The organism is Polaromonas sp. JS666, assembly GCF_900103405.1.
Classification (GTDB): Bacteria; Pseudomonadota; Gammaproteobacteria; order Burkholderiales; family Burkholderiaceae_C; genus Polaromonas.
Window position 1 is genome coordinate 423,952 of record NZ_FNHX01000001.1, and the last position, 12,831, is coordinate 436,782.

Sequence of the window (12,831 nt, forward strand, 5' to 3'; positions counted from 1 at the left end):
AAACGGGTGCCGAGATTACTCGCGAAGATACAGAATGACAATCAAATCGCACACTATTTTCCTAAGGGTGAAAACTATGTGCGGCAAGCCTGTCACAGCGGCCAAACTGTAGGCTTTGGCTTACATGAACTTCGATTTGACCGCTGTACATTTTGTAGTTACGCCTTGAAAAATATCGCAGCCGGATGTGTGTTGCTGCACGGCGTGGGCCCTGCAGATTCGCCTGCAGTTTTTGTGAAACCACCATCGGCGGCAGCACCATGAGCGTTCCATCCAGCAGCACGGCAACACAGGCAAGCGGACTGCAAAGCTGCGAGGCCGAAGCGGCGCATTACGCGCTGCTGCGCCGGCTGGCCCCGGTGATACGCCACAACATGGCGGGAACGCTGCAGCCGATTGCCATGGTGGCGGCCATGCTGGAGCGGCGCTTGCAAAAAGCCGACACGGACCCGGAAGCCCTGCTGAGAAACGCGCGCGACATCGTGGCGCTGACCAAGGAAGCGGCCGCATCCTGCGTGGACCTGATGAGCTGGCTGGCCCCCAAGGAAAAGCGCTTGATCACAGCCGGCGCGGGCATCGCGGAATGCCTGGGCATGGTGGCGACGCAGCTGTCGTTCAAAGGTTTTTCGGTGGTCGACAACACCGGCGGCCCCCTTGTGCAACTGCCCCAGTCCGCGCTTCGCACCGTGCTGACCGCCGCCCTCATCGCGCTGACCGATACGGCCGCCGCGCCCGGCAAGGTGCTCATAGGGGCGGAATTCGCGCAGGACCTTCTTACCCTTCACATCGAGCTCAAGCCCCACGACAGCGCCGAGCCCATGCGCGCGGCGGACAAGCTGCCCTACCGCCTGCTGGAGTGGCGCGATGTGCAGATACTGGCCGAGCAGGAATCCGTGCAACTGGTTCACGGGAAGAACCGGCTCACGCTGCAGTTCGAAGCCGTCGCCGCTGCGGATTCGCATGCGCGGGCGGAGACGGCGCAAGCCTGAACGGCCGCGGCCTTCACGCTCGCGGCGACTCCATGTAGGACGAGGGAGCGTATGCACCACACGCCCCGTTCGCGCTGGCACACTGAAGCCATGAGTCCTCTTCGACGCCTGGGGCGCCATGCCCTGCTGTGCGGCTGGCTGCTTTGCGCCGCCCAGTTCCCGGCTCACGCGCAAGCGCCGCAGGCAAGCGCCGCGAACGCGGAATCCGGCGCGCCGGCCCTGCTCGAAAAGCACGCGGAACTGGCCGGGCAGCTTGCGCAGAATGCCTACCGCAGGCCGCTGTTTCTGGAATCAACCGAGAATCCCAATGCCGTGACGGGCAGCGCCTATGCGGTGCTGAATTCGCCCTTCGCCACGGTCAGCGGCGCCTTCAAAAGCCCCAGGCGCTGGTGCGAGATGCTGATACTGCACATCAACACCAAGTACTGCCATGCGAGCGCGGACGAAAGCCCGAGCCTGCTGAACATGCATATCGGCAAAAAGACCGAGCAGCCACTGGAAGACGCTTTTGCGCTGCAGTTCAGCTACCGGCTGGCCGCCAGCTCACCGGACTATCTGGCGGCGAACCTGAGGTCGGACAAAGGCCCCTTGGGCACCAGCAACTACCGCATCGAGCTGCAGGCGGTGCCGCTTCCCGGCGGCAAGACCTTTATGCACCTGCGCTATTCCTACGGCTACGGCGTCGCCGGCCGCCTGGCCATGCAGGGCTACCTGGCCACGGCCGGCAGCGGCAAGGTCGGCTTCACGCGGGTGCAACGCGGCGGCGCCACCGCCTTGGTGGACGGCATGCGCGGCACGGTGGAGCGCAACACCATGCGCTACTACCTGGCGATAGAGGCCTACCTGGCCTCGCTGGACAAGCCGCCGGCCCAGCAATTGGAGGCGCGCCTGCAGCACTGGTTCGACGCCACCGAGCAGTACGCCCGACAGCTGCACGAAGTGGACAAGGAAAGCTATCTCAGCATGAAGCGGGCTGAATACCAGCGCCAGCAGGCCTCCTGAGCCGCCAGCAAAAGGCCAAAGGCTAGAAGTCGGAAGTCCTGGCCGGCCTGGCCTGGGGCGGGACATTGGTACCCGGCTCGCGAATCGGCAGCGTGGGCTCGGGCGGCGGCGGGTCGGTGATCTCTGGCGGCATGCCCGGTTCGGGCGGCACGATCAACGGCGGGACCTCCTCGGGGATATGGATGCCCGGTGTGCCGGGCGGCGGCTGGGGAACATGAAGATGCAGCGGCATGGAATTTCCTTGGCTCAGGGATGCGCCCGGCATCATCGCAAGCGAGACCGGCGCGGCAGCTGCAGGCGGCCGCGCAGTTGCGAACGCAAGGCCAGCATGGCCAGCGCGCCCGCCGCGGCGGCCAGCAGGGCTGACTGGCAGGGTCGGGCCGCGACATGTGCGCGAACGGCCTGCATGAACGGAAAACCACGGCTGCCTGTGGCGGCGGGACCGGATGGCGGCAGCGGCAGCGCGGCGGCACTGCCCTGCCCTTCAACCAGCACGGCTTCTTCCGCCGTCTGGAACACATCGTCGTCCAGCCGCCTGGGCCCGCTATAGGGCGGCAGCTCCATGGGCATATCGGCGAGTGAGGCCGCAGGTGTGCTCATGGTCCGGGCTCGCTGTGCTGCGGGTTCGGCTTCAGGCGGACTGCAGCCTTGAATCCAGCGAGTTCCTGGAGTCGTCATTGGCGGCGGTTTCCAGCTTGCGGCTCTGCGTGAGGCAGTAGGCCAGCAGGCAATCGATTTCGGTGGACTTATCGAACACCGCGTCCACGCCCAGCTCGGCGCAACGCATGCGCATTTCGCGCGTGGCGTAGTTGCTGAAGACCACGATCTTCTGCAGGGGGCTGCGCTCGCGGCAGGCTTGCAGGATCCTGAGGCCGCTGCCCTGCTTGAGGAACAGGTCGACGATGGCAAGGTCCCACTGGCCTTCATGGTGGGTCAGCCATTCGGTGCCCTCGTCTTCGGTTTCGCAGCTGCCGACCGACTGCACGGGCGCCAGTTCTTCCAGCGTGCTGATGAGGTTGTCGCGGATGGTCGGGTTGTCTTCCACGAGGTAGGTTCGCATTTTCATGGTGGGGTGCCGATCCGCAACAAAGGCAAGCAAAGGAGGTGGGGTGGGCTCATGCCGGTTTTCATGCCCCTGAATTTACGTGTGCGGCCCGCGGCTTTGTGCCGGAGGGGTGAGCATGGCCTTGTAGGAGAAAAGGCCACGCGGCGCCACGGGCTTCTTCAAAAACCACGGGACCGGGGAAGGAGGCGCGCCCCCACCCATCCTTGGCGCACTGGTAAGCCATGTCTTACGCGAGGAGCAGAAAGCCCTTACATGGCGCGCCGATGTCGGGCTACCACCCGGCCGGCCGCGAGCCCGTAATGTCCATGCACCACCCAGTGACGATCACCCAAGCACAGGAAACATCACCATGAAGCTGATGGCCGGACTTTTGACAGGCATGGCCGCGGGGCTGCTGACCGCCTGGCGGGTCCATGCCGACCCTCGCAATATCGACCTGCTCCACGCTTTCCTGACGGTGCTGGTCTGCGCGGCGGGCCTGTTCCTGGTGTCCATGGCCCTGCCGGACAGCATCGCGCAAGTCCTGCAGGAATTCATGGCCTGGTGCCTGGCGGGCACGATTGCCGCGCTGGGCCTGCTGGCCACGGTCAAAGTGCTGGAAGGCCTGCTCGACAACTGACCGCCGCGCGGCGCCGGTGCCTGGCCGATGTTTGCGCACCTTCCCTCCCGCATCCGCCTGTAGGCCACCAGCCCCGGGCGGAGTCCCCCTTTTTTTACACAAGGATGCTCATGCCGCCCTCCAAGCGCAACACTGCCAGCCCTCACCGGAACACGGACGGCGCCAAAGACAAGAAGACCCAGCTGGAGAGCTTCACCGCGGGCAGTACGCCGGTGCTGACGACCAACCAGGGCCTGCAGATCCCGGACAACCACAACTCGCTGAAAGCCGGCGTGCGCGGCCCGACGCTCCTGGAGGACTTCATCCTCCGCGAAAAAATCACCCACTTCGACCACGAGCGCATTCCGGAGCGCGCGGTGCATGCCCGGGGCGCGGGCGCGCACGGCTATTTCAAGCCTTACAAGTCCATGGTGCAGTACACCAGCGCCGGTTTTTTGCAGGACCCGGAGGTGGAAACACCGGTCTTCGTGCGCTTTTCCACCGTGGCCGGCTCCCGGGGTTCGGCCGACACGGTGCGCGATGTGCGCGGCTTCGCGGTGAAGTTCTACACCGCCGAGGGCAATTACGACCTGGTGGGCAACAACATCCCGGTGTTCTTCATCCAGGACGCCATCAAGTTCCCGGACCTGGTCCATGCGGTCAAGCCCGAACCCCACAACGAAATGCCGCAGGCGGCCAGCGCCCATGACACCTTCTGGGACTTCGCCTCGCTGATGCCCGAGTCCACCCACATGCTGATGTGGGCCATGTCGGACCGCGCCCTGCCGCGCAGCTTTCGCATGATGGAGGGCTTTGGGGTGCACGCCTTTCGTTTCATCAATGCCCGGGGCGGCGCCTTCTTCGTGAAGTTCCACTGGAAACCCAAGCTGGGCGTGCACGGCCTGGCCTGGGACGAGGCGCAGAAGATCGCCGGCAAGGACCCCGATTTCCACAGGCGCGACCTGTGGGAGGCAATTGAAAGCGGCAACTTCCCGGAGTGGGAGCTGGGCGTGCAGATCGTCGACGAGGGCAAGGAGGCCGAACTGGGCTTTGACATCCTCGACCCGACCAAGCTGATTCCCGAGGCGCAGGTGCCGGTGCAACCCATAGGCAAGATGGTGCTGAACCGCAACCCGGACAACTTTTTCGCTGAAACCGAGCAGGTGGCCTTCCACCCGGGCCACCTGGTGCCGGGCATCGATTTTTCCAACGACCCGCTGCTGCAGGGCAGGCTGTTCTCGTACACCGACACCCAGCTGTCGCGCCTGGGCGGCGCCAACTTCCATGAAATCCCGATCAACCGCGCGGTCTGCCCCATGCATAACTTCCAGCGCGACGGCATGCACCGCCAGGCCATTGCCAAGGGCCGGGTTGCCTACGAGCCCAACACGCTGGGCAGCGGCACCGAGTTCAGGGTGGACGGCGGCGCGCAAGGCTTCCAGTCTTATGCGGAGCAACTGGAGCCACCGAAACTGCGGCGCCGCAGCCCTTCCTTTGACGACCATTTTTCCCAGGCCGCGCTGTTCTGGAACAGCCAGAGCCTGCCGGAGAAAGACCATATCGTGGCGGCCTTTCGTTTTGAGCTTTCCAAAGTGGAAGTGCCCGAGATCCGCCAGCGCATGGTGGACAACCTGGCCCATGTGGACCTGAAGCTGGCCACGCGCGTGGCCGCGCCCCTGGGCATCAAGCCGCCCGACCCCAAGGCCGCGGCCGGCCGGCTAGGTTTTCGCGAGCACCGCATCACTAGCAAGGTGGAGGAAGACCCGGCCCTGCGCATGGTGGGCCGCCCCGGCGGCAGCGCAAGGACGCGCAAGGTGGCCATCCTGGTGGCCGACGGCGTGGAGGCCGCGGCGCTCAAGCGCCTGCAGCAGGACCTGCTGGACGCCGGCGCCCAGTGCAAGCTGGTGGCGCCGCACCTGGGCACCGTGAGCACCTCGTCGGGCCGGCAGCTGGCGGTGGACCACACCTTCACCAACATGCCCTCGGTGATGTTCGACGCGGTGCTGATACCCGGCGGCAGCGAGAGCGCCGCCACGCTGGGCGCCATGGGCGAAGCGGTGCACTTTGTGCTGGAGGCCTACAAGCACTGCAAGACGATTTGCGCGGTGAATGACGGCGCGCAGCTGCTGTCCACCCTGGGTTTCAGCCTGGGCAAAGACCCGGAAACCGTCAGCGAGCCCACGCCGGGCGTCATCATTGCCGATGCGCGCAAGGTGACGGACGGCCAGGTGTCGCAGGATTTGCTGGCGGCGATCGCGCAGCACCGCCACTGGGACCGGCTCAACGTGGACGCGATCCCGGCCTGAAGCCTCAGGGCCTTCAGGGTGTCAGCGTGAGCTGGTGCGCGAAGGCCGGCGGGTTCATCTGCAGGGGCCGGTATTGCACGGCGGCCCAGCTGCCCTTCATGTCGCGGTAGCGGCTGGAGAACACCAGGCCGCTCTGCCCGGTCTGGTAGATAAAGAGGGATTTTTCGGGATCGCCCATGTCGTAGACCGCGCGCAGCGAGGCGGCCTGCCGGTTGGCAAAGGGCGTGGCGTCGCCCGTGGCCCAGTACTGGCCGACGTTGACGGTGAACGGGTCGCCGCCCGTGGGCACACGCACGTCAAACCAGGGCGCAAGCCAGGCGACGTTGCCGAAGGGCTTGTGCGCCGACAGGGCCGGATGCGCCCTGCCCCAGGTCCAGCTGGCGACGTCGGCGCCGTAAGCCGCCTGCAGGCGGGCCAGCGCCCGGGCCAGCGCCGCCGCGGACTGCGCCTGGCAACCGGCCGCGCCGCACCAGTTGCCGTCCTGGCGCTCGAGGATATCTTCCAGCGCAGCCCTGAAATGGCGCTTGCCGTAAAGCGGCCTGAAGGTTTCCTCGCCCAGCTTGCCGCCCAGGATGCCGCGCGTGAGCTCATCGGCCCAGGCGGCAAACACCAGCGGCGCGGCCTGGTCGGCGCGCATGGTGCCGTCAAAACCGGCCAGGGCTTTGCGCGCGGCTTCGGCCAACGGGTGCTTGACCGGCTGCGCCAGGGTTTTCTGCAGGAAAGGCAGCAGCTTGAGCGTCGCGGGCGACAGCAGGTCGGCCTGGATTTTTTGCATGGAGGCCACATCGTGCTGTGGCACGGCCGCCAGCAGCTGCTCGATCCGATCGTAGCGGTAAGGCACGGTCCAGTCCTGGCCCATGAAGAAGGGATAGGCCGGCGGCGTGATGCGCTGGTTGGCCGTGGCCCACCAGCCTTTGGCCTCGATGGCGGCGCGGCCGGCCTCGGGCGTTTGCGCGTAAGGCAGCCAGCCGGCCCAGTCGTAGCGGGCGTCCCAACCGGGCGATGGCGCGATGCCGCGAATGTCGTTGTCGGGCCGGCGCAGCGGCACCTTGCCGGCGGCTTTAAAGGCCAAGCCGCCCGCGACGTCCGCCGCCACGACGTTTTGCATGGGCGAGTGATGCGCCGCGAAGGCGTCCACCAGTTGCTGCACGGACTGGGCGCGGTTGATGCGCAGGCCCGCGAGCACCGTCTGGTTGTCGGCATCCAGCGCACTCCAGCGCAACGCGATGACGTATTTGCGGGTGTCCAGCAGCTCGGCGTGCGATTTCTGCACGTCGCTGAGCACCGGACCGTGGCGGGTTTCGCGCACGTCCAGCAGCACATCGGGCTGGCCCTTGACCTTGATGGTTTCGCGGCGGGTCTGGAAGTCGGCCCAGGCGGTGCCCCCGGCAGCCGGGATGCGATATTGGCCGGGGTTGGCGGGATTGATCTGCTCCAGGTACAGGTCCTGCACGTCGGGCGCGGTGTTGGTGAATCCCCAGGCCATTTTTTCGGTGCGGCCCAGGACCACAAAAGGCAGGCCGGGCAAGGTCGCGCCTATGACGTCCAGCCCGGGATCGCCACCGCCGGCGGGTGCCTGCAGGCGCGCGAAGTACCAGATGGCCGGCGCCGACAGGCCCAGGTGCGGGTCGTTGGCCAGCAGGGGTTTGCCGCTTGTGCTGTGCGCGCCCGCCACCACCCAGTTGTTGGAACCCTTGCCGTCGACCTCGCCCAGCGCCTCGGCCCAGTTGTTGATGCCTTGCGCCATGGCCAGCGCCCCGGGGCCCGGGCCGCCGCTGGAGACCTTTTGGGTGGCGGGCAGCGCCGCCCGGTAGACGCCGAGCTCGGCGTAGAGCTTGCTGAAGTCCACCTTGGACGCCGGCTCTTCGCCGGGATAAGGCGGGAAGAGCTGCCAGAGTTCGGGGGTCTTGAGCACCCGGGCGGCCGACAGGCGCGCGAATTCGGTGCCCCAGTTGCCGCCCAGGTCCAGCGCCATCATCAGCGACCAGGCCAGGCTGTCGGTGGGCGACCAGGCCGTGCCGGAATTGCCGCTGGGCTTGACGCCCAGGAGGTGGAACTCGGGGGACAAGGCCTGCGGCGAGCTGGCGTAAAAGGCATTGATGCCATCGCTGTAGGCCTGCATGGCCTCGCGTCCCTCGGCGGGCAGGCCCTGCCACTGGCGCTCGGCGGCGCGCACCACGCCCAGGGTGCGCAGCAGCTTGTCGGTGTCCAGTGTGGCCGGCCCGAACACCTCGGAGAGTTCGCCGTGCATCGCGCGCCGGTTGAACTCGAGCTGCCAGCCGCGTTCCTGGGCGTGCACATAGCCGAGGGCAAACCAAGCGTCGCGCGGCGATTGGGCCTTGATGTGGGTGACGTCGGCCGGGTCGCGCGCCAGGGTCACGCGATCCCGCAGGCCGGCGGCCCGCAGTTCGCCGTCCAGCGCGGGACTGGCCCGGTACACATAGATGCCCGCGGCCGCCGCGGCAAGCAGCAGCAAGGCGGCCAAGGCGGCAAAAATCCGTTTGAACCAGACCAAGATCATGTTCCCTGTAAGTTCGCCGGATGAAGGTCACCCGGCGGCAGTGCCACGGTGCGTGGCGGGCCTTTTTTGGCGTCCCGCATTCCGCAGGATGGCGCCGGCCTATTTTTTCTGCAAGTGCATTTTGCCGTCGGCAAACTTGAAACTGACGGTGGGAACGGTGAAATCTTCAAAGGGGGCGCCCAGCGCGATCTCGCCTTCGAGCAGCAGGACGCACTCCTGCCGGCGCAGCGCCACCACCGCCGCATTGTCGGAAAAGCGCACCCAGGTGCCGTAGCTGCTGACGTCTTCGAGGAAAAACTTGCCGGCGCGGTATTCAATCCGGGCATGCCGGCGAGACACGCGCGGATCCTGCACCACAAAATGCGCATCCTGGTCGCGGCCCAGGAAGATGGGCAGCTCGGTCGAGGCGAAGGCGGTGTTGATGTCCAGCCAGCACAGCTCGATCGACGCCAGGACGGCGGCCGGCGGCGTCGCCGGCGGCACCGTCAGGCTGGCCGGCACCGTAAAGGACTCCGACATGACCTCGGCCTGCCATTCGATGCGGTGCACCAGGCAGGCCTCGCTGCGGCCGCGGATTTCCAGTGCGCCCAGGCTTCGGGAGCGCACGAGTGTGTCAGATGGTAAGTGCCGGATGACGGCGTCGGTGGCCAGGATCTGGTCGGGGCCCGACAGGTCGCTCAGGCGCGAGGCCAGGTTGACGGCGTCGCCGAAGCAGTCGCCGTCCTGCTCGACGATTTCACCGCGCGCCACGCCCACTTGCAGGCGCATCTTGAGCTGCTCGGGCCAGTTGCGGATGCGGTCGCGGTGAACCCGCTGCAGTTCGGTTACCGCGTCGACGGCGTCCGCATTGTCGGGAAACACCACCAGCACGCCGTCGCCGAGGTATTTCACGACGTGGCCGCGGTAGGCATGGCAGACCTTGCCTATCCACTGGGTCAGTCGCGTGATGGCCTGTGTGGCCTTGGCATTGCCCAGTGATTCAAAAACCCCGGTGCTTCCTGTGAGATCGGCAAAAACGACGGTAACTTCTGCCATAAATCGATGTAACTGCTTGTAGTTTTGACGCCATTAAAACATAAGTAGCACATAGAACTTATGACAAAGGCGTACCGGCGCGTTGCCCTGGCCACCTGCCCGGCCAGACGGAGCCGGGGCCGGGGCGCGAAAACTCAGCTCGCGCTGGGCTTGAGCTGCATGGCCTTGAATTCCAGGAATTCCTCAAAGCCGTAGATGCCGTTTTCACGGCCGTTTCCTGACTGTTTGTAGCCGCCGAAGGGTGCCTGGCCGTTGAAGGGCCCGCCATTGATGTCGACCTGGCCCGTGCGCAGGCGGCGCGCGACTTTCATGGCGTGCTCGTCGGTGCCGCTCCAGACGGCGCCGCCCAGGCCGTAAATGGTGCTGTTGGCGATCGCCACCGCGTCCTCTTCGTCCTTGTAGGGAATGACCACCAGCACCGGGCCGAAGATTTCCTCCTGGGCCAGCGTGTCCGTCGCCTTGATGCCCAAAATGGTGGGCTGGACAAAATAGCCCTTGTCGAAGGCGGGCGCCTCGGCGCCGCCGGCGATCACGTCCGCACCCTCCTCGATGCCGGTGCGGATGAATCCCAGCACGCGGTCGCGCTGGCCAGCGCTGACCAGGGGGCCCAGCTTGCTGCCCTCCTCCAGGCTGGGGCCTATGCTGAATTTGGCGATGGCGGCCTGGGCCAGGGCCTTGACCTCTTCGTAGCGCCCGGCCGGCACCAGCAGGCGGGTGTGGGCCGAGCAGGTCTGCCCGCTGTTGAGCATGCAGGCCGAGACCGTGCCCTTGACGGCGGCCTCGAAATTGGCGTCGTCGAGCACCACGCTGGCCGACTTGCCGCCCAGTTCCAGCGCCACGCGCTTGATGGTCTGGCTGGCCAGTTCACCGACGCGCTTGCCGGCACGGGTGGAGCCGGTGAAGCTCACCATGTCGACTTCCGGGTGGGTGGCCAGCACCTCGCCCACCACCGGGCCCATGCCGTTGACCAGGTTGAACACGCCGGGGGGCAGGCCCGCCTCGTGGATGATTTCGGCCAGGATCATGGCGTTGACCGGCGCGATTTCGCTGGGCTTGAGCACCACGGTGCAGCCGGCCACCATGGCTGGGGCGATCTTCAGCGTGATCTGGCTCAGCGGGAAATTCCAGGGGGTGATGCAGCCCACCACGCCGATCGCCTCGCGCACCACCAGCGAGTTGCCGACGGTTTTTTCCCACTGGAACTGGCGCGCCACCTTGGCGAAATTGCCCCAGTGCCAGGCCGGGCCGCCCACCTGGACGGCGCGGGCCATTTTCAGGGGCATGCCGACTTCACGGGCAATGGCGATGGCCAGGTCTTCGGTGCGGGCCTTGACGCCGGCCGCCACCTTGTCGAGGTAGGCCGCGCGCGTCTCGACCGGCAAGGCCGCCCAGCCCTCAAAGGCCGCGCGGGCCGCCAGCACGGCGGCTTCGGCCTCCGCCGCGGTGCCGGCTGGCACCGTCGCCATCAGCGCCTCGGTGCTGGAATCATGGACGGGCAGGGTTTCGGGAGACTGGGCCTTGACCCATTGGCCGTTGATGTAATGCGCGGGATATACGGTCATTTGTGTGCTCATGGCGGGTCCGGAAAAGGCCTGGGGAAGGCCTGAAAATTGGTGAATAATGCCCAAAAAAAGATGAGGGACTTTCGACTCACAGGGAAAATCCCTCTGTAGGCCTAAAGATTTAAACAGTGTTCAAAACCAGAATCAACTTGACATCTGGTTACTAACTCCTTGATTCATTTGTTGTTTTGCGTTAACCATTTCACACAAAACACCTTGCATATCCTTAGATGTCGTCTTAATCTAACAGAAGACGCCGTTCCGTGGGAACGCAGAAAAATACCCCAGGGATGTTCCGGTAGAAAGTTGTGATCCACATGCGCTGGTTAAAACCGAATCTGAAAAGCAGCTTCATGGCCTTGCTGGGCTCTGGAGAGGTGACTCCGTCGGTGCTGGAAGACCGCACCGAGGACATCCGCCAGTTCATTCTCGACGAGCTCGGCGAATTTGGCGAAAAACACTATCCCAAGATTACCCGCCGCGTGCGCTACGCCCAGGACGTGCAGAGCCTGTGGTACACCCGCGGCGACGTGATGGCGGTGCTGGCGGCCGTGCACGGTGAGACCATCGCCCGTGAGAAAGTCAGCCGCATCAGCGACAAATTCAAGGGCATGCTGCCCCGCGGACTGAGTTCGCGGTCCAGCCCGCTCACTACCTGAACCCTTTTTCTTGCTTTTCCTTCGTTAGTTCTTTTTCAGTTTCTCCAGTTTCTTCCTGGCCTCCAAGGCACTTTTTAAACCAGCTTCTAGCTGGTTTATTTTTGTCCGCTCGCAGCCGGCGCCCCGCGCACCGGCCTGCCCGCTCAGTGCAAATGGCCCCAAAGCACAAAGGCATCGCGCCCCTCCACCGCCAGGGTGGTTTTCAGGCCTACCGGCAGCACCACCTTGGTCGGCACATGGCCAAAAGGCAATCCCGTCAGCACACGCGCCTTGACCTTGCTTTGCAGCCAGGCAATCACCGTCGCCAGCTTGAAACCCTTGTCGTGCGGCACCAGCGCGTAATTCGTGAACTGCCCGAAGATGATGGCTTTTTGCTGTCCCAGCACGCCGGCATGCAGCAGCTGGGTCAGCATGCGTTCCACGCGGTAGGGATGCTCGGCGACGTCTTCGATGAACAGGATGCCGCCCTTGACGGTGGGCAGGTAGGGCGTGCCCACCAGCGAGGACAGCATGGCCAGGTTGCCGCCCCAGAGTACGGCGTCCTTGACCATGAAATCGGCGGCCGGCTTGGCGTCGGCCGCGGGTTTGGGCAATTGCCAGCCCGTGCCCTCGCCCTGCCCCGTGATCAGGTCGTCAAAACAGGCTTCGGTGATCTCGTCCGGCGCCTCAGCCCCGAAATCCTCGCCCAGCGCCGGGCCGGCCCAGGTCACCGCGCCGGTCTTGGCCATCACCGCCATCTGGAAGGCCGTGAAGTCGCTCAGGCCCACAAAACGGGTGCCGCCCGCGATGGCCTTGGCGATGGCCTTGTAGGAGATGCTCGGCAGGATGCGCGAGAGGCCGTAGCCGCCGCGTGAGATCAGGGCCACGTCGGCGCCGCTGGCGGCCGCGCGGTGTATGGCCGCCAGCCGGGTGTCGTCGTCGCCGGCAAAACGCTGGTGGCGGGCCAGTGCATCGGCGTCGACTTCAACTTCATGGCCCAGGGCGGTGAGGCGCTGCACGCCGCGCTTGAAAGCGGCTTTGTCGCGCACGGCGCTGGAGGGGGAGTAGATGTAGATATGTTTTTTCACGGCTGCAAGTATCCCACTGCCGCCGC

General features: G+C 65.5%; 12 protein-coding genes. 5 read left to right on the forward strand and 7 right to left on the reverse strand.

Going from position 1 to position 12,831, the window contains the following annotated elements:
* Window positions 1-260: 260 nt before the first annotated feature.
* Together BLQ85_RS02095 and BLQ85_RS02100 are read left to right on the forward strand one after the other, a co-directional pair.
* Window positions 261-989: a hypothetical protein gene (locus BLQ85_RS02095; protein WP_074574393.1), complete on the forward strand. Its 729-nt coding sequence runs from the start codon at window positions 261-263 to the stop codon at window positions 987-989.
* Between the two features lie 90 nt (window positions 990-1,079).
* Window positions 1,080-1,991 carry a hypothetical protein gene (locus BLQ85_RS02100; protein ID WP_254779647.1) on the forward strand — a complete coding sequence of 304 codons (912 nt, stop codon included), beginning with the start codon at window positions 1,080-1,082 and terminating at the stop codon, window positions 1,989-1,991.
* A 22-nt stretch (window positions 1,992-2,013) separates the two neighbouring features.
* Here BLQ85_RS02100 and BLQ85_RS02105 read toward each other — a convergent pair whose 3' ends face one another.
* From BLQ85_RS02105 to BLQ85_RS02115, 3 genes are read right to left on the reverse strand one after another with little or no spacing between them, the layout of a single operon-like run.
* Complete coding sequence (locus BLQ85_RS02105) at window positions 2,014-2,223, reverse strand: hypothetical protein (RefSeq protein WP_139200861.1); 210 nt, start codon at window positions 2,221-2,223, stop codon at window positions 2,014-2,016.
* A gap of 32 nt (window positions 2,224-2,255) precedes the next feature.
* On the reverse strand, window positions 2,256-2,591 hold the full coding sequence (locus tag BLQ85_RS02110) for a hypothetical protein (protein ID WP_139200862.1): 336 nt from the start codon (window positions 2,589-2,591) through the stop codon (window positions 2,256-2,258).
* A 31-nt stretch (window positions 2,592-2,622) separates the two neighbouring features.
* Complete coding sequence (locus BLQ85_RS02115) at window positions 2,623-3,057, reverse strand: response regulator (RefSeq protein WP_074574397.1); 435 nt, start codon at window positions 3,055-3,057, stop codon at window positions 2,623-2,625.
* A gap of 349 nt (window positions 3,058-3,406) precedes the next feature.
* Here BLQ85_RS02115 and BLQ85_RS02120 point away from each other — a divergent pair, with 349 nt between their 5' ends.
* The gene (locus tag BLQ85_RS02120) at window positions 3,407-3,676 is read left to right on the forward strand and encodes a hypothetical protein (protein WP_007865479.1); all 270 of its coding nucleotides are present in this window, start codon (window positions 3,407-3,409) and stop codon (window positions 3,674-3,676) included.
* Between the two features lie 110 nt (window positions 3,677-3,786).
* On the forward strand, window positions 3,787-5,961 hold the full coding sequence (locus BLQ85_RS02125) for a catalase (RefSeq protein ID WP_074575109.1): 2,175 nt from the start codon (window positions 3,787-3,789) through the stop codon (window positions 5,959-5,961).
* A 13-nt stretch (window positions 5,962-5,974) separates the two neighbouring features.
* Here BLQ85_RS02125 and BLQ85_RS02130 read toward each other — a convergent pair whose 3' ends face one another.
* The 3 genes from BLQ85_RS02130 to BLQ85_RS02140 form a co-directional block, all read right to left on the reverse strand.
* The gene (locus BLQ85_RS02130; RefSeq protein ID WP_175456032.1) at window positions 5,975-8,482 is read right to left on the reverse strand and encodes a penicillin acylase family protein; all 2,508 of its coding nucleotides are present in this window, start codon (window positions 8,480-8,482) and stop codon (window positions 5,975-5,977) included.
* Between the two features lie 99 nt (window positions 8,483-8,581).
* Window positions 8,582-9,517 carry an adenylate/guanylate cyclase domain-containing protein gene (locus BLQ85_RS02135; protein WP_074574398.1) on the reverse strand — a complete coding sequence of 312 codons (936 nt, stop codon included), beginning with the start codon at window positions 9,515-9,517 and terminating at the stop codon, window positions 8,582-8,584.
* Between the two features lie 134 nt (window positions 9,518-9,651).
* Window positions 9,652-11,091 (reverse strand): aldehyde dehydrogenase family protein, encoded by a 1,440-nt coding sequence (locus BLQ85_RS02140; RefSeq protein ID WP_083336699.1) that lies wholly within the window; start codon window positions 11,089-11,091, stop codon window positions 9,652-9,654.
* A 305-nt stretch (window positions 11,092-11,396) separates the two neighbouring features.
* Between BLQ85_RS02140 and BLQ85_RS02145 the strand changes: the two genes are divergently transcribed.
* Window positions 11,397-11,738: a hypothetical protein gene (locus BLQ85_RS02145; protein ID WP_074574400.1), complete on the forward strand. Its 342-nt coding sequence runs from the start codon at window positions 11,397-11,399 to the stop codon at window positions 11,736-11,738.
* A gap of 143 nt (window positions 11,739-11,881) precedes the next feature.
* Here the strand turns inward: BLQ85_RS02145 and BLQ85_RS02150 are convergent, their stop codons facing one another.
* The gene (locus BLQ85_RS02150; RefSeq protein WP_074574401.1) at window positions 11,882-12,805 is read right to left on the reverse strand and encodes an LD-carboxypeptidase; all 924 of its coding nucleotides are present in this window, start codon (window positions 12,803-12,805) and stop codon (window positions 11,882-11,884) included.
* Between the last annotated feature and the right edge of the window lie 26 nt (window positions 12,806-12,831).

Coding starts and splice junctions, on each gene's coding strand:
- BLQ85_RS02095 (WP_074574393.1), top strand. CDS start 261: ATGAGCGTTCCATCCAGCAGCACGGCAACACAGGCAAGCGGACTGCAA.
- BLQ85_RS02100 (WP_254779647.1), top strand. CDS start 1,080: ATGAGTCCTCTTCGACGCCTGGGGCGCCATGCCCTGCTGTGCGGCTGG.
- BLQ85_RS02105 (WP_139200861.1), bottom strand. CDS start 2,223: ATGCCGCTGCATCTTCATGTTCCCCAGCCGCCGCCCGGCACACCGGGC.
- BLQ85_RS02110 (WP_139200862.1), bottom strand. CDS start 2,591: ATGAGCACACCTGCGGCCTCACTCGCCGATATGCCCATGGAGCTGCCG.
- BLQ85_RS02115 (WP_074574397.1), bottom strand. CDS start 3,057: ATGAAAATGCGAACCTACCTCGTGGAAGACAACCCGACCATCCGCGAC.
- BLQ85_RS02120 (WP_007865479.1), top strand. CDS start 3,407: ATGAAGCTGATGGCCGGACTTTTGACAGGCATGGCCGCGGGGCTGCTG.
- BLQ85_RS02125 (WP_074575109.1), top strand. CDS start 3,787: ATGCCGCCCTCCAAGCGCAACACTGCCAGCCCTCACCGGAACACGGAC.
- BLQ85_RS02130 (WP_175456032.1), bottom strand. CDS start 8,482: ATGATCTTGGTCTGGTTCAAACGGATTTTTGCCGCCTTGGCCGCCTTG.
- BLQ85_RS02135 (WP_074574398.1), bottom strand. CDS start 9,517: ATGGCAGAAGTTACCGTCGTTTTTGCCGATCTCACAGGAAGCACCGGG.
- BLQ85_RS02140 (WP_083336699.1), bottom strand. CDS start 11,091: ATGAGCACACAAATGACCGTATATCCCGCGCATTACATCAACGGCCAA.
- BLQ85_RS02145 (WP_074574400.1), top strand. CDS start 11,397: ATGCGCTGGTTAAAACCGAATCTGAAAAGCAGCTTCATGGCCTTGCTG.